Annotated in this window: 19 protein-coding genes; 10 read left to right on the forward strand and 9 right to left on the reverse strand. The window is 75.8% G+C overall.

The window, feature by feature from the left end; translation table 11 throughout:
• Nucleotides 1-6 precede the first annotated feature (6 nt).
• A complete protein-coding gene (locus ACR9E3_RS23825) occupies nucleotides 7-690 on the reverse strand; it encodes a DUF899 domain-containing protein (RefSeq protein ID WP_460383097.1) in 684 nt (227 codons plus the stop codon).
• Between the two features lie 195 nt (nucleotides 691-885).
• On the opposite strand from ACR9E3_RS23825, the gene ACR9E3_RS23830 reads away from it, so the two are divergent.
• Together ACR9E3_RS23830 and ACR9E3_RS23835 are read left to right on the forward strand one after the other, a co-directional pair.
• Nucleotides 886-3,054 carry a DUF222 domain-containing protein gene (locus ACR9E3_RS23830; protein ID WP_460383098.1) on the forward strand — a complete coding sequence of 723 codons (2,169 nt, stop codon included), beginning with the start codon at nucleotides 886-888 and terminating at the stop codon, nucleotides 3,052-3,054.
• Between the two features lie 82 nt (nucleotides 3,055-3,136).
• A complete protein-coding gene (locus ACR9E3_RS23835; protein ID WP_460383099.1) occupies nucleotides 3,137-3,550 on the forward strand; it encodes a trypco2 family protein in 414 nt (137 codons plus the stop codon).
• Nucleotides 3,551-3,659: 109 nt separating this feature from the next.
• Here the strand turns inward: ACR9E3_RS23835 and ACR9E3_RS23840 are convergent, their stop codons facing one another.
• The 8 genes from ACR9E3_RS23840 to ACR9E3_RS23875 all read right to left on the reverse strand — a co-directional run bounded on the left by ACR9E3_RS23840 (nucleotide 3,660) and on the right by ACR9E3_RS23875 (nucleotide 10,294).
• Nucleotides 3,660-5,168 carry a hypothetical protein gene (locus ACR9E3_RS23840; protein WP_460383100.1) on the reverse strand — a complete coding sequence of 503 codons (1,509 nt, stop codon included), beginning with the start codon at nucleotides 5,166-5,168 and terminating at the stop codon, nucleotides 3,660-3,662.
• A 21-nt stretch (nucleotides 5,169-5,189) separates the two neighbouring features.
• Nucleotides 5,190-5,390: a hypothetical protein gene (locus tag ACR9E3_RS23845; RefSeq protein ID WP_460383101.1), complete on the reverse strand. Its 201-nt coding sequence runs from the start codon at nucleotides 5,388-5,390 to the stop codon at nucleotides 5,190-5,192.
• A gap of 61 nt (nucleotides 5,391-5,451) precedes the next feature.
• On the reverse strand, nucleotides 5,452-6,330 hold the full coding sequence (locus tag ACR9E3_RS23850) for a hypothetical protein (protein WP_460383102.1): 879 nt from the start codon (nucleotides 6,328-6,330) through the stop codon (nucleotides 5,452-5,454).
• Between the two features lie 181 nt (nucleotides 6,331-6,511).
• Nucleotides 6,512-6,949: an OsmC family protein gene (locus ACR9E3_RS23855; RefSeq protein WP_460383103.1), complete on the reverse strand. Its 438-nt coding sequence runs from the start codon at nucleotides 6,947-6,949 to the stop codon at nucleotides 6,512-6,514.
• Between the two features lie 28 nt (nucleotides 6,950-6,977).
• Entirely contained in the window at nucleotides 6,978-7,460 is a 483-nt protein-coding gene (locus ACR9E3_RS23860) for a MarR family winged helix-turn-helix transcriptional regulator (RefSeq protein WP_460383104.1), read from the reverse strand.
• A gap of 37 nt (nucleotides 7,461-7,497) precedes the next feature.
• Entirely contained in the window at nucleotides 7,498-7,767 is a 270-nt protein-coding gene (locus ACR9E3_RS23865) for a GlsB/YeaQ/YmgE family stress response membrane protein (RefSeq protein WP_460383226.1), read from the reverse strand.
• Nucleotides 7,768-7,866: 99 nt separating this feature from the next.
• Entirely contained in the window at nucleotides 7,867-8,823 is a 957-nt protein-coding gene (locus ACR9E3_RS23870; RefSeq protein WP_460383105.1) for a sucrase ferredoxin, read from the reverse strand.
• A gap of 46 nt (nucleotides 8,824-8,869) precedes the next feature.
• Nucleotides 8,870-10,294, reverse strand: coding sequence for a cupin domain-containing protein (locus tag ACR9E3_RS23875; protein WP_460383107.1), 1,425 nt, complete (start codon nucleotides 10,292-10,294; stop codon nucleotides 8,870-8,872).
• Between the two features lie 102 nt (nucleotides 10,295-10,396).
• Between ACR9E3_RS23875 and ACR9E3_RS23880 the strand changes: the two genes are divergently transcribed.
• The 8 genes from ACR9E3_RS23880 to proC all read left to right on the forward strand — a co-directional run bounded on the left by ACR9E3_RS23880 (nucleotide 10,397) and on the right by proC (nucleotide 17,892).
• A complete protein-coding gene (locus ACR9E3_RS23880; RefSeq protein ID WP_460383108.1) occupies nucleotides 10,397-10,771 on the forward strand; it encodes a hypothetical protein in 375 nt (124 codons plus the stop codon).
• 143 nt (nucleotides 10,772-10,914) lie between these two features.
• The gene (locus ACR9E3_RS23885; RefSeq protein ID WP_460383110.1) at nucleotides 10,915-11,685 is read left to right on the forward strand and encodes a phosphoglyceromutase; all 771 of its coding nucleotides are present in this window, start codon (nucleotides 10,915-10,917) and stop codon (nucleotides 11,683-11,685) included.
• 110 nt (nucleotides 11,686-11,795) lie between these two features.
• Nucleotides 11,796-13,043: a sensor histidine kinase gene (locus ACR9E3_RS23890; RefSeq protein ID WP_460383111.1), complete on the forward strand. Its 1,248-nt coding sequence runs from the start codon at nucleotides 11,796-11,798 to the stop codon at nucleotides 13,041-13,043.
• Nucleotides 13,040-13,753 carry a response regulator gene (locus tag ACR9E3_RS23895; protein ID WP_460383112.1) on the forward strand — a complete coding sequence of 238 codons (714 nt, stop codon included), beginning with the start codon at nucleotides 13,040-13,042 and terminating at the stop codon, nucleotides 13,751-13,753. The genes ACR9E3_RS23890 and ACR9E3_RS23895 overlap by 4 nt, the downstream gene beginning before the upstream one ends.
• A 20-nt stretch (nucleotides 13,754-13,773) precedes the next feature.
• Nucleotides 13,774-14,769: a Ppx/GppA phosphatase family protein gene (locus ACR9E3_RS23900; protein ID WP_460383113.1), complete on the forward strand. Its 996-nt coding sequence runs from the start codon at nucleotides 13,774-13,776 to the stop codon at nucleotides 14,767-14,769.
• A gap of 5 nt (nucleotides 14,770-14,774) precedes the next feature.
• Nucleotides 14,775-16,199: a hypothetical protein gene (locus ACR9E3_RS23905; RefSeq protein WP_460383114.1), complete on the forward strand. Its 1,425-nt coding sequence runs from the start codon at nucleotides 14,775-14,777 to the stop codon at nucleotides 16,197-16,199.
• A 45-nt stretch (nucleotides 16,200-16,244) separates the two neighbouring features.
• Nucleotides 16,245-17,027: a sugar phosphate isomerase/epimerase family protein gene (locus ACR9E3_RS23910; RefSeq protein ID WP_460383116.1), complete on the forward strand. Its 783-nt coding sequence runs from the start codon at nucleotides 16,245-16,247 to the stop codon at nucleotides 17,025-17,027.
• A gap of 22 nt (nucleotides 17,028-17,049) precedes the next feature.
• Complete coding sequence (proC, locus tag ACR9E3_RS23915) at nucleotides 17,050-17,892, forward strand: pyrroline-5-carboxylate reductase (RefSeq protein WP_460383117.1); 843 nt, start codon at nucleotides 17,050-17,052, stop codon at nucleotides 17,890-17,892.
• Nucleotides 17,893-18,158 lie beyond the last annotated feature (266 nt).

An 18,158-nucleotide genomic window follows, 5' to 3' on the forward strand; every position in this document is an offset into this window, starting at 1 on the left:
GCAGCGTCAGCGGGCGGCAGCTCCCGCAGGCTCCGTCTCGTACTCGTCGTGGCGGCGCCACCAGACGTACGGATCCGACCGCGGGGTGCCGGCCGGCGAATCCTCCCACGCCTCCTGGCGCCCGAACGGCGTGATGTCGAGGAACGACCAGACGCTGCCGAGCTTCTCGGTGCCTCGGCCGTCGATCATGTAGGTGCGGTAGACGTCGTCTCCGTCCCGCAGGAACACGTTGAGCGCGAAGCCGCCGCCGAGGCCCAGGTCGTCGTAGAGGTCGCTGCCGACCGACGAGTACCAGGGAACGGACCAGCCCATCCGCCCGCGATAGGGCAGTGTCTCGGCCAGTGGGCCCGAGCTGATCACGGCCCGGGTCACGTCGCGGGCGTTGAGGTGCGCGGGGTGGCCGAACTGGTCGACGAACATCGAGCAGCCCTCGCACGGGTGCTCGGCGTCGGCCCACATGAACTTGTAGGCGATGAGCTGACGGCGACCCTCGAACACGTCGACCAGCCGCGTCGGGCCCTCGACACCCTCGACCACGTAGTCCTTCTCGAGCTTCACCATCGGCATCCGCCGCCGTGCCGCAGCGAGGGCATCGTTCGCGCGGGTGGCCTCCTTCTCGCGCACCAGCAGCTCCTGACGGGCCTCCTCCCACTCGGAGGCGGAGACGACGGGGCGATCGGTGAGGTCCATCGGCCGATCCTAGAGTCATATCGCCTGATTCTGTCAAGGAATCATGAAGGTTGGTCGCTCTGGAGCAGGCCCGCCCGCCGCCCGGACGAGGATCGGCCTCGGCGTCGCCCGCGGTTGTCCACACCCCCTCCGTCCATCCACAGGTTCCGAACGCGTTCTCGCTGGTCACAGGCTCGTCGGCCTACCGTTGATGCCGTGACGACGACGGTGGCGAACCCGCAGCGAGCCGGCGACCCGGCTCCCTCCGGGCCGCTCCCGCCGCTCGCCGACCTCACGGGCTCCGAGGCCGTCGCCGTCCTGCAGGCGGCGACGCGCGAGGCCAACCGTCAGGCGGCCTGGGTCCTCCGCCTGACCCACGAGGTGGCCCGCAGCGTCGGCGCGAGCACCACTGCCCGGGCCGACGAGACCGACGAGTTCGGCGCCGACGAGGTCCGCGCCGCGCTCGTCCTCTCCCACGCGGGCGCGCGCAAGCGGGTCCAGCTGGCCGAGCGCCTGGTGGAGCGTCTCCCGGAGGTGCTCGCGGTGCTCGAGGCGGGCCTCATCGACGAGCCGCGCGCCCGCGCCTTCGCCGACTCCCTGGCCGAGGCCGACGACCATCTCGCGCACCTCGTGTGCGCGCGGGTGCTCCCCGAGGCGCCCGGCCTCGTCCTCGGAGCGCTCATCGCGCGCATCGAGGAGGTGCTGCTCGCCTTCGACGCCGACTGGGCCTCCCGCCGCGAGGAGGCCGCGCGCCTGCGGCGCCGCCTGCGGGCCTGGCGCAACCCGTCGGGCACCGGCTCCTTCGCCGGCTACGACCTCCCGCTCGATCGCGTCGTCCGCGGCACGTCCCGCTTCGAGGCCATCGCGGCGGCCGCGCGCCGTGCCGGCGCCCGGGCGGGCATCGAGGCCCTGCGCGCGGACGCCGTGGTGGGCGTGTACGACGGCACCTTCGCGGGCCTCGACGACGACGAGATCATCCTGGCGCTCGTCGAACAGCACGCCGGCGACCCGGTGGAGCCTGTCGGTCCCGCCGAGAACGGGGACGTCCAGGACTCCGGGTCCGCCCAGGACGCAGAGCAGGCTCAGGATGCCGAGCCCGCGGAGGATGCCGAGCCCGCGGAGGACGTTGAGCCCGCGGAGGACCTTGAGCCCGCGGAGGACGTTGCGTCTGCGGAGGACGACGGCGGGCAACCGCCGGCGGCGTCTGCCGGAGACCCTGCGCCGACCGACGACGACGTCGCTGCCGAGCCCGGCGCGCACGATGGATCGACGCCGCCGGCCACGGACGCCGAGTGGGAAGTTCGGGACGAGGGCGCCGACGACGATGAGGCCGACGCATCGACGCAGTCCGTGGCGAACGACGAGCCCGAGGAGTCCGAGGAGCCCGAGGGCGACGACTCAGGAACGGGTGCCGGCCCAGCGGGGGCAGGTCGCGAGCCGCCGGGGCGATCGAGGGCTGCGTTGCGGACCGGCACCGTCGAGGTCCGGGGCTCGCTGATCACCTTGCTCGGTGCGTCCGGGCATCCGGGTGAGGTCGTGGGCTGGGGCCCGGTCCACCCCGGGCAGTTCCGCGCGATGGTGACGGCGCGGGGTCGGGCGGAGTGGCGCGTCGTGGTGGTGGACGACGCCGGGCACCTGCTCTTCGTCGACCTCACCCGCCGCCGGCCCGGTCACGTCGCCGCCGCCGGGCGAGGCGACATCGTCGAGATGTGGGTCTCGGAGTCCGAGCTCGCCGGTCTCGTCGAACTGGCGCGCGAGCTCGCGCCGGCTTGGCTGCGGGTCTGTCATGACGTCGTCGCCCGTCACCGAGCGTGGGAGGACGCCGGTCGTCCGGTGCCCGGGGGCGACGCGTTGCGTCGGTTCCCGCGGGCCGCTCTCGCGCGATGGGTGGCCGTCCGCGACCGTTACTGCGTCGGGCCCGGGTGCGCGTGCTCGGCAGAGGCGGCGGACCTCGACCACACGCTCGACCATGCGTACGGCGGGGCGACCGTCGACGCGAATCTCGACCCGGTCTGCGGGCACGACCACCGCCTCAAGCACGTGGGCGGCTGGGTGCTCCGTCAGGTCGCGCCCGGTCGGTTCGTGTGGACGACCCGGTGCGGACAGGTGATCCCGGTACCGGTTCGACCGGTCCGGCGCGAGCTCCCACCGCCCTGCCCGCGCCCCGACGGTCGCCCGCGAGAGGCGCCGCTCGATCTCGAGGCTCTCGCCGCCGACGAGGGCGATCCGACGGGCCGCACCTCGAGCGCGTGGATCCACGGCACGTTCCCTGTGTGGGTGCCGAACCCGGACCCGCCCGTCGACCCGTCGTCCGGCAGCCGCTCGGACCCGGTACCACCCACGCTTCCGGCACCCGTCGAGCCGGATGACGAGCCCCCGTACTGACCGGCCGAGGCTGTGGCTGCCGCCGTCTCCACGGCCGTGGCGTTGGCCGCGGGCTGTCGGTCGGGCTGGCTACGGTCGGCGTATGAGCGACACCGGGGACGGCGCGGCCGGCGAGCCCGACGAGGGTCTCGGGCTCGACGAGGTGCTGCTCGCACTACGACGAGACCTCGTCGCGGCGCGGGGCCGGCGCGGGGAGAGCTACGGCCTCGGGGTGCGGGAGGTCGAGATCGAGCTCGCGGTGGAGGTCCGCCGCCGCCGCGAGGCCGGCGGGTCGGTCGGGGCGAAGTGGTTCGTCCTCTCCGGCGATGCTTCCGCCAAGGGCGAGCGGGAGAGCACCGACACGCATCGGATCCGGCTCACCCTCGGCCCGGTGCTCCCCGACGCGGACGCCGCGGACGACACCCCCGACACGCAGGTCGGGACGGGCTCCGAGACGGCCGCGGGCGTCGTGGGCCCGGCGATCGCCGAGGTGCCCCCGGACAGCACCGGGCGCTGATCTCCGGCACCCGGACAGCACCGGCGCTGATCTCCGGCCCCGGACACCACAGGGCGCTGATCTCCGGCCCCGGACACCACCGGCCGCCGAGCCTCCGGCCCGGCCCCGCTCACCGTCCGCCGGGACGTCCCGTGCGGTAGTGGCCGGGGTCGGACAGACGGAGGTCGCGGCGGGTGCCGTGGTCCGGCCCGATGCGGTGGGCGAGGCGCCCGCCGTGCAGGGCGACGAGGCCTTCCTGCAGGGGTTCGTGGTGGGTCGACGCGGTGGCGTCGACGAGGGCCTCGCCGACGACGTCGGGGCGTGCCTCGCGGCGAGCGGCACGGTCGACGGCCTCGACCACCCAGAGGTGTTCGGGCAGCGCAGCGAGGCGGTAGAGGTCGGCGAGCGCCGGGTCGACGCCGCGGTCGGTGAGGCCTTCGAGGAAGTCGTCGCTGCGGACGACGTAGGTGCGGAAGGTCAGCTCGCCCGCCGCGGCGGCGCGGGCCACGGGTTCGTCGTCGTCGGCGCGCCGCAGGTACCCGGCGAACCACAGGCGTCCGGCGGCCTCGGCACGCTCCGCGGTCACGTAGACGGCGGGCAGCAGGGGCAGGATCGCGGTCTGCCAGGGCCGGTGGGCGTCCTCGGGCTCGGCGAACGGGTCGGCGACCTCGAGGTAGGGGCCGCGGGCGTCGTCGTGGCGCCACAGGGTCACCCGGCGGTCGTCGGCGGCGTCGCGCCGGTAGGCCACGACGACCCAGGCGTGGCTGGCCGAGATGACGATCGGCGGGAGCTGGCTGTTGACGTAACGGCACAGCACGGCCCGCAACGACAGCCGTCCGGCTTGCGGGTCGGCGCGACGCCCGGGGCCGGCTTCGCCATCGGCCGGCTCGGCGACCGTGTCCGCGGCGGCGTCCTCCTCCGGCGTGGACGGCAGGTGCATGAGCCCCGGAGAGAGGCCGAGGCGAGTGGCGCCGGCGAGCATCTGCTGCACCGAGAGGCCCTCGCTGGGGATCTGGCGGCCGACGATGACGCCGCCGAGCGTGGCGTCGTGGACCTCGGCGGTCAGACGACGGGGCACGTCGTGGCCGAGGTGCGCGTGGCGCAGGACCATCCACAGCGTCGCGTGGGCGCAGCGCAGGTACTCGGCGTCCTGGCTGAGGAACGGCATGGCGGTGATCGACAGCGGGGTGCCGAAGAGCGACACCCGCTCGGTGGCCTCGCACCGGATGGCGCCGTCGAGACCGGGCGGCGGCGCGAGCATGGTGCGGCCGACCGGGGTGGACGGCAGCGGGCGCAGCACGACGTAGCCGCGGTAGGCCCCGGGTCGCAGCCGCGACAGGTCGGCGGGGACGTCGTCGGTGAACAGGTGCCAGCGGTGACACACCGAGGGGCGGCGGCGGAAGAGCCGCCCGTGGAACGCGCCGTGCTCGCTGCGCCAGTCCGGGTCGAGGTGGCGCTGCTCGACGACGACGCTGCGCACACCGTGCTCGCGGGCGATGGCCACGATGCGTTCGAGGGGGCGGCTCCCGGCGCCGCCGGCGTAGAAGTCGACGAGCTCCTCCCACGCACCGGGCACCGTGACGTCGTAGACCGCACCCGCCGAGTCGTCGGGCGACCAGGCCAGGAAGGACCAGGTCACGGGCGGGCCCCGGCCGAGACCTCAGTGCAGGCGGACGCCCTCGGTGTCGACCTCGGCGCGGAGCTCGGCGTCGCGGACGCGGTCGAGGTCCGCGCGGTAGCGGCGCTGGAGGGCGGGATCGTCGAGGTGGAGCCGGGCGGCGAGGTCGCCCGCCGGCTCGCCGGGCTCGAGGATCCGCGTGCGTCCCGTGCGGGCCGGTCCGTCGGCTGTGCCGTGCGCCATGGCGTCTCCCCGGTGGTGCCGTCGCCCTCCAGGCTACCGGGCGCAGGGGGTGGCGAGGAGGTCAGCGACCGGCGGACACCGAGCACGCGGCCACCGTAGCCGCGCCCTCCGACACCGACACCGACACCGACGCGCGGGTCGCGTCGTCGCGGGTGCGGGCCAGCACGATCCCCGCGGCGGCCGTCGCGAGGAGCACGACGGGAGCGACGTACGGGAACGCGGCCGACACCGTGTCGCCGAGCAGCCACGCGCCCAGCAAGGAGGGCGGGACGACCTCGGCCGCGACGACGATGGCGGTCACGGTGGTGACCGCGCGCTCGCGCAGCGCCGCGGCCCAGGCGAGCCCGCCGACCGCCCCGCCGGCGGCGGCGATGACGAGAGCGGGATCGGTCAGTGCGTCGAGCGCCGACGTGGTGTCGACGAGGCGCACCGCCAGCGAACAGACTGCGAACCCGAGACCGGAGACGACCGCGAGCGCGGTGCCGCGCCGCGGGGCGGTGCCGAGGAGGGCCGCGACGCCGCCGGCGAGGGCGAGCACGAGGGCGGCGGCCGCGAGGGCGACCTCGAGGGCCGCGGTGCCGGTCGGCGTCCCGGTGTCGCCGGAGAGGAGGCCGAGGACGCTCAGCCCGCCGACGACCACGCCGACCGCGAGCACGCCCCCGCGCCCCAGCCGTGTCCCGAGCCACCACCGGGTGGCGAGGGCGGTGACGACGAGGCTGCCGGTGACCGCACCCTGCGCCACCGCCATCGACACCGAGTGCAGCGCGAGGACGTGGGCGGCGAAGCCGACGGCCTCGCCGACGAGGCCCCCCAGGAACAGCGGCTGCACCAGCAGGGTCGTGAGCGGACCGGTGTGCCGGGCCGCGGCCACGCCCTGGGCGAGCGAACCCAGCCCGAGCGTGACCGCGGACAGCACGACCCACAGCACTCCGGCGACCATGGCCCCCACGATGGGCGTCCCGCCTGTGTGGGAGCTGGGTGGGGGATGGGCCGCCGACGAGCCCGGCGAGCTCAGCGAGCGAAGGGTGCCCTCGCTGCGTCACGGGCAGCGAGGGCGCCCCTCGGACGGTCGGACGGTCGACGCGCCGCGGTCCGGGGGCGTCCCCGAGCCGCCGCCGCGCTCAGTTCCCGAGCGCGGCGTCCAGGGTGATCGTGGTGCCGGCCAGGGCCTTGGAGACCGGGCAGGTCTTCTCGGCGGTCGAGGCCAGCTCCTTGAACTTCGCGTCGTCGAGGCCGTCGACGTCGGCGCGCAGAGTGATCGCGATGCCGCTGATCTCGAAGCCGCCGCCCTTGGCGGGCGAGAGGGTGACCTCGGCGCTGACGTCGATCGAGTTCGCGGTGAGGCCCTCACCGCCGAGCACGCCGGAGAGGTTCATGGCCAGGCACGACGAGTGCGCCGCGGCGATGAGCTCCTCGGGGCTCGTCTGGCCGTTCGGGTCCTCGGCGCGGGTCGGGAACGAGACGTTGAACTGGCCGGCGTTGGACGAGTCCAGGGTCACCTGACCCTTCCCGTCCTGCAGGCCGCCTTCCCAGTGGGTGGTCGCGTCGCGGCTCGGCATCGTCGCCTCCTGGTGAGGGTGGAGTGTTTCAGCTGGCGGACGACGCGCCGTCGACACCGCGGAACGCGACGGTCGAGGCGGTGATCGTCCGGAGGAGCACGATGAGCTCGTGGCGCGCGCGGTCGTCGAGACCGAGAGCGCACCCGACGGTGCGGGGCACGTCGGTCACGCGAGCGCGCAGGTCGCGACCGGCGTCGGTGAGGTGCACCGACACGGTCCGCTCGTCGTGCGGAGCCCGGCGCCTCTCGACGAAGCCGGCACCCTCCAGCCGCTTGAGCAGCGGCGAGACGGTGCCGTAGTCGAGCGCGAGCGCGGCACCGACGTCCCGGACCGTCCGCGGCTCGGACTCCCAGAGCGTCAGGAGCACGAGGTACTGCGGGTAGGTCAGGCCCAGCTCGGCGAGCAGGGGCCGGTAGACGTCGGTGACCGCGCGGGACGCCGAGTAGAGCGCGAAGCAGGCCTGCTCGGAGAGGAGCAGGTCGTCCTCCGCGCCGCCGCCGCCCGTGCTCACGCCCAGGAAACTAGCGCACGATCACATCGTGCACAATTTATCGCTGGATCTTCTTGCGCCCCGTCACCTTGTTGTAGACCACCAGCAGGATGATCGCGAAGATGACCGACCCGATCCAGCCGACCGGGTTCGACAGCGTGATCCGCCCGGTGAACAGCGAGAACACGAGGCCGCCGACGACCGAGCCGAGGATGCCGAGGCCGATCGTCGCGAGGAGCCCGATGTTGTCCTTGCCGGGGACCAGCGCGCGGGCGATGAAGCCGACGATCAGTCCGAAGAGGATCCATCCGAGGATGGTGAAGATGATCATTGAAGCGAGCTCCGTTCGAGGCGTTCGTGCCGTGCAGCCGCCACGTTCCCCCGGATCCGCTGTCTCAACCAGTCCCCACGCGCGTTCGAGCGAGGTTCATCGTCCGGCCACGGCGCCGAGGGTCCCCGGGCGGGACACGTCGGCGCCCGGCGTCAGCTCGACGAGATCGAACACGCGCATCGACGCCGCGCGCCCGGCGGAGCACGTCAGCGGCGTCGGCGAGGCGACCCAGCGCTCGCGCACGACCACGGTGACCGGCCCGCGGGCGGCGCCCCCGTCGAGGGTGACCTCGGTCAGGCCCGGCTCGCGGACCTCGACACCGAGCACCCGCAGGGCGTCGATGCCGGGCTCCTGCAGGGCCAGCCGGGCGTGGTGCTGGGCGGCCTGGGCGGGCGGCGTGAGGAAGGAGCGCCCGCGCACCCAGACCGTGTCGACCTCGCCGGCCTCATAGCGCTCGACCACCGCGACGGCCTCGGTGGCGGGCACGCGGCCGAGCACCAGACCGTGGGGCAGCAGCACGACGTTGGCGGCGAAGCGGTCCCCGCCGGTGTGGGTCGTCTCCCAGGTGCGCTCCGGGTACGCGGCGGTGAGCTCCGCGGCGACCGGGCGCCCGCGCATCGCGCAGCAGGCGTCGTGCCGGCCGTGGGCGCAGACGAGGTAGACCGGCTCGGTCGACGGCGTCGTCGCGGCCTCGACGTCGGCCAGGGCGGCGGGGAGTCCGGCGGGGGACTCGACGCGTCCCCACCGGACCGACTCGGAGCCGGGCGTGGTGTCGACGACGGCGAAGCGGCCGCGGTCGGCCGTCGGCTCGCCGCGGGACCGGCTGCGCCGGATCAGCTGGAACCGTCCGCCGCGCGCCTGGCAGAACGCACCGATCGCGTCCACGACCTCGGGCGGGAAGCCCGCGTCGCCCAGCGCCTGGTGCCCCCACGGGCCCGGGTGCTCGACGAGCAGCCACCACCGCGCGGGCGGCGCCGTCGCGACGAACGGGTCGTCGCGCTCGCGCGCGGCGTCCGAGCACCGGAAGCCCGCGTCCGTCGGCGGCGAGGTCATCTCCCCGTCATACCCGGCCCGGGCGGAACGGGACACCCGACGGGCGTCACACCGGCAGCAGCACGCCCTCGCGCAGCAGGCGCCGCACGACGACGGCGCCGTCGTCCGCGTCCAGCCCGGGCAGCTCCCCGGCGCGGACGGGCCGGCCGTCGAGCAGGCGCTCGCAGGCGGCGCGGGTGCCGGCGGGGAGGGTGACGGAGCGGTCGGCCAGCTCGAGCACGACGGGGTCGCCGTCGCCGCCCGGACGCAGCCGGTGGTGCAGGCCGCGACGGCGCCGCACGGCGGTGTCGTCGTCGGCGGACGAGACGGCCGCGGCCTGGGCGAGCGGGGCGAGCGCCTCGGGGCGGTTGCCCGTCCACGCCCGCCGGCGCACACGCCGTGCGACACGGTCGGCGCGCTCGGGGTCGGGGGCGGCGAGGGTCTCGGCGAGGCGTGCCGCGACGGCCTCGACGTGCGGGGCGAGCGCCGCGGGGTCGGCGGCGTCGATCCCCAGCGGCAGCGAGCCCCGCAGCTCCGGGTCGCTGGTCAGGGCGTTGACCAGCGCGTCCACCACCGCCCACCGGGTCACGACGTGGACGCCGATCGTCAGGTGGGCGCTGACCTCCCCCTGCGCGGTCGCGGAGTGCAGGTAGCCGCGCGGCAGGTAGAGGGCGTCGCCGGGCTCGAGGACCTCGTCGATCAGCGGGTCCTCGGCGGCCCGCTCGGCCACGGCGTCGGCGCGGTCGTTCCACGGCTGCGAGCGCAGCGGGTCCGGGTGCACGGGGGCGTGCACGTGCCAGCGCTTGGTGCCGGCGACCTGGAGCACGAAGACGTCGTGCACGTCGTAGTGCGCGGAGAACCCCTGGGACGACGCCGGGGTGATGTACGCGTTGGTCTGCGCCGGGTGGCCGAGCTCCGCGGCCAGGTCGGTGACGAGGTCGGCGACGGGCGCCCAGGTCCGGTGCACGCCTTGCAGCACGACCGTGTGGCCGTCGGCGAACAGCGCGGCGACGCGGTCGTCCCGCACCTGGTCGGCGACCTCGGCCCCGACGCCGCCCTCGCCGGTGAACTGGCTGGAGTCGACGACCGTGCCCTGCTTGGCGATCCGCAGGAACGGGGTGCGGAGCCCCCGCCGGCTGAGGAGCTCGTCGACGGCCGCCAGGTCGAAGAGGTCGCCGAACGCCGACGGGTGGTCGGCGTCCGCGTGCTCGGCCAGGTCCGCGGCCCGGGAGAGCCGCGCCTCACGTCCCCAGGCGGCCGCGGCGAACTCGTCGAGGTCGCCGGCGACGAGGCGCCGCAGCGCCGCGCGGGATGCCCGCCCGGCGCCGCGGCCGCGATCGTCCTCCGGTGACCCGCCGGCCTCGGGAGTCCCGGTCTCGAGAGTCCCGGTCTCGAGAGTCCCGGTCTCGGGAGTCCCGGTCTCGGGAGTCCCGGTCTCGGGAGTCCCGGTCTCGGGAGCCTCGGCCTCGGGAGCCCCGGTCCCGGGCGTCACCGTCGTCATCGGGGCTCAGGCGCTCCCGTCGGCACCGCCGTCGGCGCCGCCGTCGGCGCCGCCGTCCGCACCGCCACCGCGGGCACCGCCATCGGCCGGGCCGTGGCCGGCTCCGCCGTCGGCACCGCCGTCGGCGCCGCCGTCCGCACCGCCGTCGGCGCCGCCACCGCGCGCACCGCCGTCGGCCGGGCCGTGACTCGCGCCGCCGTCAGCACCCCCGTCGGCGCCGCCGTCAGCACCCCCACCGCGGGCACCGCCGTCGGCCGGGCCGTGGCTGGCCCCGCCGTCGGCGCCACCGTCGGCGCCACCGTCGGCTCCGCCGTCGGCACCGCCGTCGGCACCGCCGTCGGCACCCCCGTCCGCACCGCCGTCGGCTCCGCCACCGGAGGCGCCGCCGTCGGCCGGGCCGTGCCCGCTCGTGGTCATGTCGTCGTCGTCCACAGCAATCCTCCGTCGTCGTCGACCCGGGCCGCGTAGCTGCGCCCGCGCCCGGTGTGATGGTGGTCTCGGCAGCAGCCTGCTCCGATGCGCAAGGCCGTACCCGGCCGGGGGTGATCTCACGCGCCCGGTGCCCCGGTGGCGTGGTGCGGCACCACCGGCGCTGGCAGGGTCTGCAGGCCATGAGTCCGGAGGGAACCGTCGGCACGCTCGTGCTCCTGCGCCACGGCCAGAGCGACTGGAACGAGAAGAACCTGTTCACCGGGTGGGTGGACGTCGCGCTGTCGCCGAAGGGTGAGCAGGAGGCCCACCGCGGCGGCCAGCTGCTCGCCGAGGCGGGCCTGCTGCCCGACGTGCTGCACACCTCGCTGCTGCGCCGGGCGATCAACACCGCGAACCTCGCGCTCGACGTCTGCGACCGCCACTGGATCCCGGTGCGCCGCGACTGGCGGCTGAACGAGCGGCACTACGGGGCCCTCCAGGGCAAGGACAAGAAGCAGACGATGGAGGAGTACGGCGAGGAGCAGTTCCAGATCTGGCGCCGCTCGTACGACACCCCGCCGCCCCCGATCGACCCCGATGACGAGTACGCGCAGACCGGCGACCCGCGCTACGCCGACCTCGGCGATGCGCTGCCCCGCACCGAGTGCCTCGCCGACGTCCTCGAGCGCCTGCTCCCGTACTGGCACGCCGCCGTGGTGCCGGACCTGCGCGCCGGCCACACCGTCCTCGTCGCGGCGCACGGCAACTCGCTGCGGGCCGTCGTGAAGCACCTCGACGGCGTCGACGACCAGACGATCGCGGGGCTGAACATCCCGACCGGGATCCCGCTGCGCTACGACCTCGAGACCACCGCCGACGGCGACCTGCGCCCCACGAACCCGGGCGGCACCTACCTCGATCCCGACGCCGCGCAGGACGCGATCGCGGCGGTGGCGAACCAGGGGCGGTAGGCCGGGGGTTAACGGCCCCTGAACAGCAGGCCAACCCTGTCCCCCGGGGGCGTTGGACTGCTCACGGGAACACCACGGGAACGGCCATCCCGGCCCTACCATCGGCAGATGTGACCGTCCCCGTGCTGGTGACCGTCGTCGTGGCCCTCGCGGCCGCGGCGCTCGGTGCCGTCGCCGGGGCCGCCGGCGTGCGCTGGAAGCGCGACGAGGTCCGGCGGGTCCGGGCCAGCGGCCCCACCGTGGCGGAGCTCCTCGCCCGGCTCGTCCGCCGCTCCCACGCGGGCATCGCGGTGGTCAACCGCTTCGGCGACGTCGTGCTCTCCAACGAGCGCGCCGAGGCCCTCGGCGCCGTCGTGGACGCCCGGCCCGACCCGCGGCTCGTCGCCGCGGCCGAGCAGGTCGCCGGCGGCGGCGACGCGGCCGAGGTCGACCTGTCGCCGCGGTCGCACCCGCCCGGCTCGACGCCGCAGACGATCGTCGCGCAGGTCCGCCCGCTCGGGGACGGCTTCGTCGTCGTCGAGGCGACCGACACCTCGGCCGCGGTGCGGCTCGAGGCGGTGCGCCGTGACTTCGTCGCGAACGTCGGCCACGAGCTCAAGACCCCGGTCGGGGCGCTCGCCGTGCTCGCCGAGGCGGTGCTGGACGCCGACGACCCCGACGAGGTCGCCCACTTCGCCACCCGCATCCTCAACGAGTCCTACCGGCTCGGGGCGCTGGTGACCGAGCTCATCGCGCTCTCCCGGCTGCAGGGCGCCGACCGGCTGCCCGAGCTGGTGCGCGTCGACGTCGACGAGGTGCTGGGCGAGGCCCTCCAGCGCGTGCGCGTACCGGCCGAGGCGGCCGCGAGCACCACGGAGGACGCCGCCGACCCCCGCGAGCGCTTCCTGCTCGACGCGCCCAGCGGGCTCGAGGTCGCGGGCGACCGCACCCTGCTGATCACCGCCCTGGCCAACCTGCTCGAGAACGCCCTGGCCTACTCGCCCGAGGGCGCGCCGGTGTCGGTGCGGCGTCGCCGGCAGGGCGACCGCATCGAGATCTCCGTGACCGACCGCGGCATCGGCATCGCGCCCGAGCACCAGCAGCGGGTGTTCGAGCGGTTCTTCCGCGTCGACCCCGCCCGCTCGCGCGCCACCGGCGGCACCGGGCTGGGGCTCGCGATCGTCAAGCACGTCGCGGCCAACCACGGCGGCGAGGTGCGGCTGTGGAGCCAGGTCGGGGTGGGCTCCACGTTCACCCTGCGGGTGCCGGCCGCCCCCGCCGACGACACCGACGCCGACCTGGACGGGCTCGACGCCGATCTGGCCCTCACCGCCGCGGGATCCGGTCCGGACCCGTCCACCCACGGAGGTTCACCGTGACCCGCGTGCTCATCGTCGAGGACGAGGAGTCCTTCGCCGACCCGCTGGCCTACCTGCTGCGCAAGGAGGGCTTCGAGACCTCCGTCGCCGGCACCGGCGCGGCCGCCCTCGACGACTTCGAGCGCCACGGCGCCGACATCGTCCTGCTCGACCTCATGCTCCCCGGCATGAGCGGCACCGACGTCTGCAAAGCCCTGCGCCAGCGCTCGTCCGTGCCGGTGATCATGGTGACGGCCCGGGACGCGGAGATCGACAAGGTCGTGGGGCTCGAGCTCGGCGCCGACGACTACGTCACCAAGCCCTACTCGGCGCGCGAGCTCATCGCCCGGGTGCGGGCGGTCCTGCGCCGCGGCCAGGACGCCGACGGCGACGGCCCCGCCCCGAGCACCGGCGAGCGCCAGCTGCTCGAGGCCGGCCCGATCCGGATGGACGTCGACCGCCACGTGGTCACCGTCGACGCGGGCGGCCGCAGCGCCGAGGTCCCGCTCCCGCTCAAGGAGTTCGACCTCCTGGAGTACCTCATGCGGAACGTCGGACGCGTGCTCACGCGCGCCCAGCTCATCGACCGCGTCTGGGGGGCGGACTACGTGGGCGACACCAAGACGCTCGACGTCCACGTCAAGCGGCTGCGGGCCAAGCTGGAGCCCGAGCCCTCCGCTCCCCGGCATCTGGTCACCGTCCGGGGACTGGGGTACAAGCTCGATGCGTGACGATCGGTAGAGTCCGGCCCGTGCGACTCGGGGTCCTCGACGTCGGTTCCAACACCGTCCACCTGCTGGTGGTGGACGCCCAGCGCGGTGGCCACCCCACGCCCACCCACTCCACGAAGACGGCGTTGCGCCTCGCCGAGCACCTCACCGACGAGGGCCGGCTCGAGCCCGCGGGCGCCGACGCGCTGGTGGAGGCCACGCTGGACGCGCGTAAGCAGGCGCTCGACCTGGGGTGCGAGGACCTGCTGGCCTTCGCGACGTCGGCCGTGCGCGACGCGTCCAACTCGCCGGCGGTGCTGCAGCGGGTGCGCGACGAGGCCGGGGTCGACCTGCAGGTGCTCTCCGGGCCGGACGAGGCCGCGCTGACGTTCCTCGCCGTCCGTCGCTGGCTGGGCTGGTCCGCGGGCCACCTGCTCGTGCTCGACATCGGCGGCGGCTCGCTCGAGATGGCGGTCGGCCGCGACGAGGCCCCGACCCACGCGATCTCGGTGCCGCTCGGGGCCGGTCGGCTGACGCGGGACTGGTTCACCACGGACCCGCCGCAGCGGCGCGAGCTGAAGTCGCTCACCGAGTATGCCCACGAGGTGCTGGCCCCGGCGGCGACCACGCTGCTCGGCGAGGGCCTGCCGGACCGCGCGGTGGTGACGTCCAAGACCTTCCGGTCGCTGGCCCGGCTCACCGGCGCCGCGCCCCGCAGCGCCGGACCGCGGGTGCGCCGGTTCCTGTCGGCGGCCGGCCTGCGCCAGGTCGTGGCGTTCATCTCACGGATGAGCTCCGCGGACCTCGCCGAGCTCGAGGGGGTGTCCGCCAGCCGGTCCCACCAGCTCGTCGCGGGCGCGATCGTGGCCCACGAGGCGATGGCGGCGCTGGGCCTCGAGGAGGTCGAGGTGTGCCCCTGGGCGCTGCGCGAGGGGATCATCCTGGGTCGCCTCGACCAGCTCCAGCCGGGCGGTGGGATGGCGTCGGTCGACGGCCCCCTGGCGACTGGACGACCGACACTGCACCAGGCACGGTAGGTGTCGTGAACAGGGACGACGGGCCCCGACCGGGCACCCAGCGCAGCGTGGCCGAGCTCTTGGCCGCCTACAGCGCGGAGTCCCAGCAGCCGCGTCGCCGGCGGCCCGAGCCCGACGACGCGCCGGCGCCCGGGCCGGACGCCGCCGGCGGGTACGCACCACCCCCCGCGGGATACGAGCCCGGTGGCTACGACACCGGCGGCTACGACCGCCCCGGTGCCGGCTACGACACCGGCGGCCACGAGCGGTCCGCTCACGGCGGCGGCTACCCCGGCGGGTACGACACCGGGTACGACACCGGCGGCTACGACCGCGGCCGGGACGGTGGCTCGGACCTGGGCTACTACGACCCCCGCGGGTCCGACCCCGGCTACGAACCCGGTTACGACCCCGGTGGCTACGACCACGGTTACGACCCCGGCTACGGCGGTGGCCACGGCCCCGGCCGCGACGGCGGCTACGCACCGGGCTCCTACGACCCGGGCCCGTACGACCCCGGCTACGGGGGCGATCCCGGCGGCGGGCGCAACGGCTTCGGGCCCGGCCCCGACGGCGGGGTCTACCCGCCCTCCCGCGACCCGTGGGCCGGCGCACCCCCCGCCCCGCCCGGTCCGCCCCCGATGGCGCCGCCCGGGCCCCCGCCCGCGCCGCCGGCACAACCCCCGGCCCAGCCCCCGGCCCCGCCGGCCACCGGCACCCAGGCCTTCGGCGGCCCGCCCGCGCGTCCGGCCGGCCCGCCGCCCGGGGCGCCGCCGGAGCGACCCACCCAGCAGCCGACCCGCGTCGTGCCCCTGACGGGCGGGCCGGCGGCCCCGTCCGGCGTCCCGGCCGCCCGCGTCGGCGACTCCGGGCCCTCGACCATGGCCGGCCCTGCCGCGCGCCCGCCGGGCGCACCCGCCCCGCGCGGTGCCGGGCCTGACGACGGGGGCCCGCCGACGGCGGCGTCGGCGTTCGCCGGACCGGATCTCGACGACGACCTCGACTCCGGCGAGATCGAGGCCTTCCACGACGACCTCGAGGACGACCGCCTCGACGACGCCCCGGACTCCGCGCCCGCGGGGCTGGGCCGGGCCCCGCGGGGACGCCGGGTCGACGACGCGGACCCGTACGACTCCTACGACGACTCCTACGGCGAGGACGACCTCGACGAGCCCGAGGAGCGCCGCTCCTCGGCGCGCGACTGGCTGGTCATGATCGGCCAGCTCGTGGTCGGCGCCCTGCTCGGTGCCGTGCTCTGGACGGTGTTCTCCTACCTGTGGCAGGAGCAGCCGGTCATCGCGCTCGTGCTCGCCGCCGTGGCCACGACGGGCCTGGTGTTCGGCGTGCGGGCGCTGCGGCGTTCCGACGACCTGCAGACGACGGTGCTGGCGGTGGTCGTCGGCCTGGTCGTCACCGTGTCCCCGGCCGCGATCGTGCTGTTGAGCCGCTGATCCGTGGCGTCCCACCCCTCCCCGCGCGGGGGCCCGCCCGTCGCCATGTCCACGGCGTCGGTCTTCCCGGAGCCGATGGACTCGGCGTTCGAGGTGGCCGCGGAGCTCGGCTACGACGGTGTCGAACTCATGGTCTGGACCGACCCCGACAGCCAGCGCCTCGCCTCCGTGGCGCGCGCCTCGGAGCGCACCGGGATGCCGGTGCTGGCGGTGCACGCCCCCTGCCTCGCCATCACCCAGCGGGTCTGGACACCCGACCCGGCCGAGCGCCTGCGCCGCAGCGCGGTGCTCGCGGCGAGCCTCGGCGCTCCGAGCGTCGTGCTGCACCCCCCGTTCCGCTGGCAGCGCCGCTACGCCCAGGGGCTCGCACGCCAGGCCGACGAGCTCGAGCGCGCGCACGGGGTGCGGATCGCGATGGAGAACATGTTCCCACTGCGCCGCGGGCGGCTGCGGTGGTCGAGCTACACCCCGGGCCACGACCCCACCCGGCCCGGCGCGCGCTGGTACACGCTCGACCTCTCCCACACCGCGACCGCCGGCGACGACGCCCTCGCGCTGCTCGACCGCATGGGCGACCGGCTGGTGCACCTGCACCTCGCCGACGGCACCGGCCTCGAGCGCGACGAGCACCTCGTGCCTGGCCGCGGCACCCAGCCCACGGCGGAGGTGTGCCGGCGGCTCGGGACGTCCGGGTTCGACGGCACGGTCGTCGTGGAGATCAGCACCCGGCGTGCGCGCTCCCGGAACGAGCGCCTCGACATGCTCGCCGAGGCGCTGCTGTTCGCGCGGCTGCACCTGGGCACGGACCTGCCGCGGTCGCCCGTCTGAGACCTGGGGCAGGATCGGCGCCATGGGTCAGACGGTGGCGGTCCTGGGCGGCGGGAAGATCGGCGAGGCGCTGCTGGGCGGTCTGGTGGCCGCCGGGCACGCGCCGGGGAGCCTGCTGGTGGTCGAGCCGGCCGCGGCCCGGGCGGCCGAGGTCGGCGACCGCCACGGCGTCGGCGTGGTCGACGCCCCGGAGGCGGCCCGGCGCGCCGACGTCCTCGTGGTCGCGGTGAAGCCCGCCCAGGTGCCGACCGCGCTGGACCAGGTGCACGAGGCGGTCGCGGGCCGCGAGGACCGGCCGACCGTGGTCTCCCTCGCCGCGGGCATCCCGACCGCCACGATCGAGGCCCACCTGCCCGCCGGCACCGCGGTCGTGCGCGTCATGCCCAACACGCCGATGCTCGTGGGCCGCGCGATGTGCGTGCTCTCGGCCGGCTCCGCGGCCGGCGAGGCCGAGCTGGCCGCCACCGAGACGCTGCTCGCCGCCGTCGGTCGCACGGTCCGGGTGCCCGAGGCGCAACAGGACGTCGCGACCGCGCTGTCGGGCTCCGGCCCCGCCTACGTCTTCCTGCTCGCCGAGGCCATGATCGACGCCGGCGTGGCCCTCGGGCTGCCGCGGCCCGTGGCGACCGAGCTCGTCACCACCACGGTCGACGGCGCGGGCGGGCTGCTGACGACGCCGGGCAGCGACGGGCGCGAGGGCGAGCCGCCGCACGCGGGCCTGCTGCGCGAGGCCGTCACCTCGCCCGGCGGGACCACCGCCGCCGCGCTGGGGGTGCTCGAGGCGGACGGGCTGCGCGCCGCGCTCGGGCGCGCCGTCACCGCGGCCCGTGACCGCTCGGTCGCCCTGGGCCGCGGCGACGCCTGACCCCGCCGAGCGGAGCGAGGGACGCCCTCGCTGCCTCCCGCGCAGCGGAGGACGCCCTCGCTCCGTCCCCGGACCACGCGCGCGCCGGTCGGACCTCGACGTCCGCTCGTCGTGACAGGACCGTGTTCGGGCGCCTCGGCGTGGACGCTTGACGCGCCGGGTCGCGCGGCTGCCGCACGAGCGGGTGGAGTCGAACCAGACGTCACACGCGTCCCGCTACCCTCACCCGCACAGCACGGCGTGTCGGCCCGCCGGGAGGGGAAGCC

The sequence above is a fragment of the Actinomycetospora sp. C-140 genome, from assembly GCF_054796175.1.

What these genes read in the sequence shown, in the direction of transcription:
- ACR9E3_RS23825 (WP_460383097.1), bottom strand. Translation starts at nt 690, where the DNA reads ATGGACCTCACCGATCGCCCCGTCGTCTCCGCCTCCGAGTGGGAGGAG.
- ACR9E3_RS23835 (WP_460383099.1), top strand. Translation starts at nt 3,137, where the DNA reads ATGAGCGACACCGGGGACGGCGCGGCCGGCGAGCCCGACGAGGGTCTC.
- ACR9E3_RS23845 (WP_460383101.1), bottom strand. Translation starts at nt 5,390, where the DNA reads ATGGCGCACGGCACAGCCGACGGACCGGCCCGCACGGGACGCACGCGG.
- ACR9E3_RS23850 (WP_460383102.1), bottom strand. Translation starts at nt 6,330, where the DNA reads ATGGTCGCCGGAGTGCTGTGGGTCGTGCTGTCCGCGGTCACGCTCGGG.
- ACR9E3_RS23855 (WP_460383103.1), bottom strand. Translation starts at nt 6,949, where the DNA reads ATGCCGAGCCGCGACGCGACCACCCACTGGGAAGGCGGCCTGCAGGAC.
- ACR9E3_RS23870 (WP_460383105.1), bottom strand. Translation starts at nt 8,823, where the DNA reads ATGACCTCGCCGCCGACGGACGCGGGCTTCCGGTGCTCGGACGCCGCG.
- ACR9E3_RS23885 (WP_460383110.1), top strand. Translation starts at nt 10,915, where the DNA reads ATGAGTCCGGAGGGAACCGTCGGCACGCTCGTGCTCCTGCGCCACGGC.
- ACR9E3_RS23910 (WP_460383116.1), top strand. Translation starts at nt 16,245, where the DNA reads ATGTCCACGGCGTCGGTCTTCCCGGAGCCGATGGACTCGGCGTTCGAG.
- proC (WP_460383117.1), top strand. Translation starts at nt 17,050, where the DNA reads ATGGGTCAGACGGTGGCGGTCCTGGGCGGCGGGAAGATCGGCGAGGCG.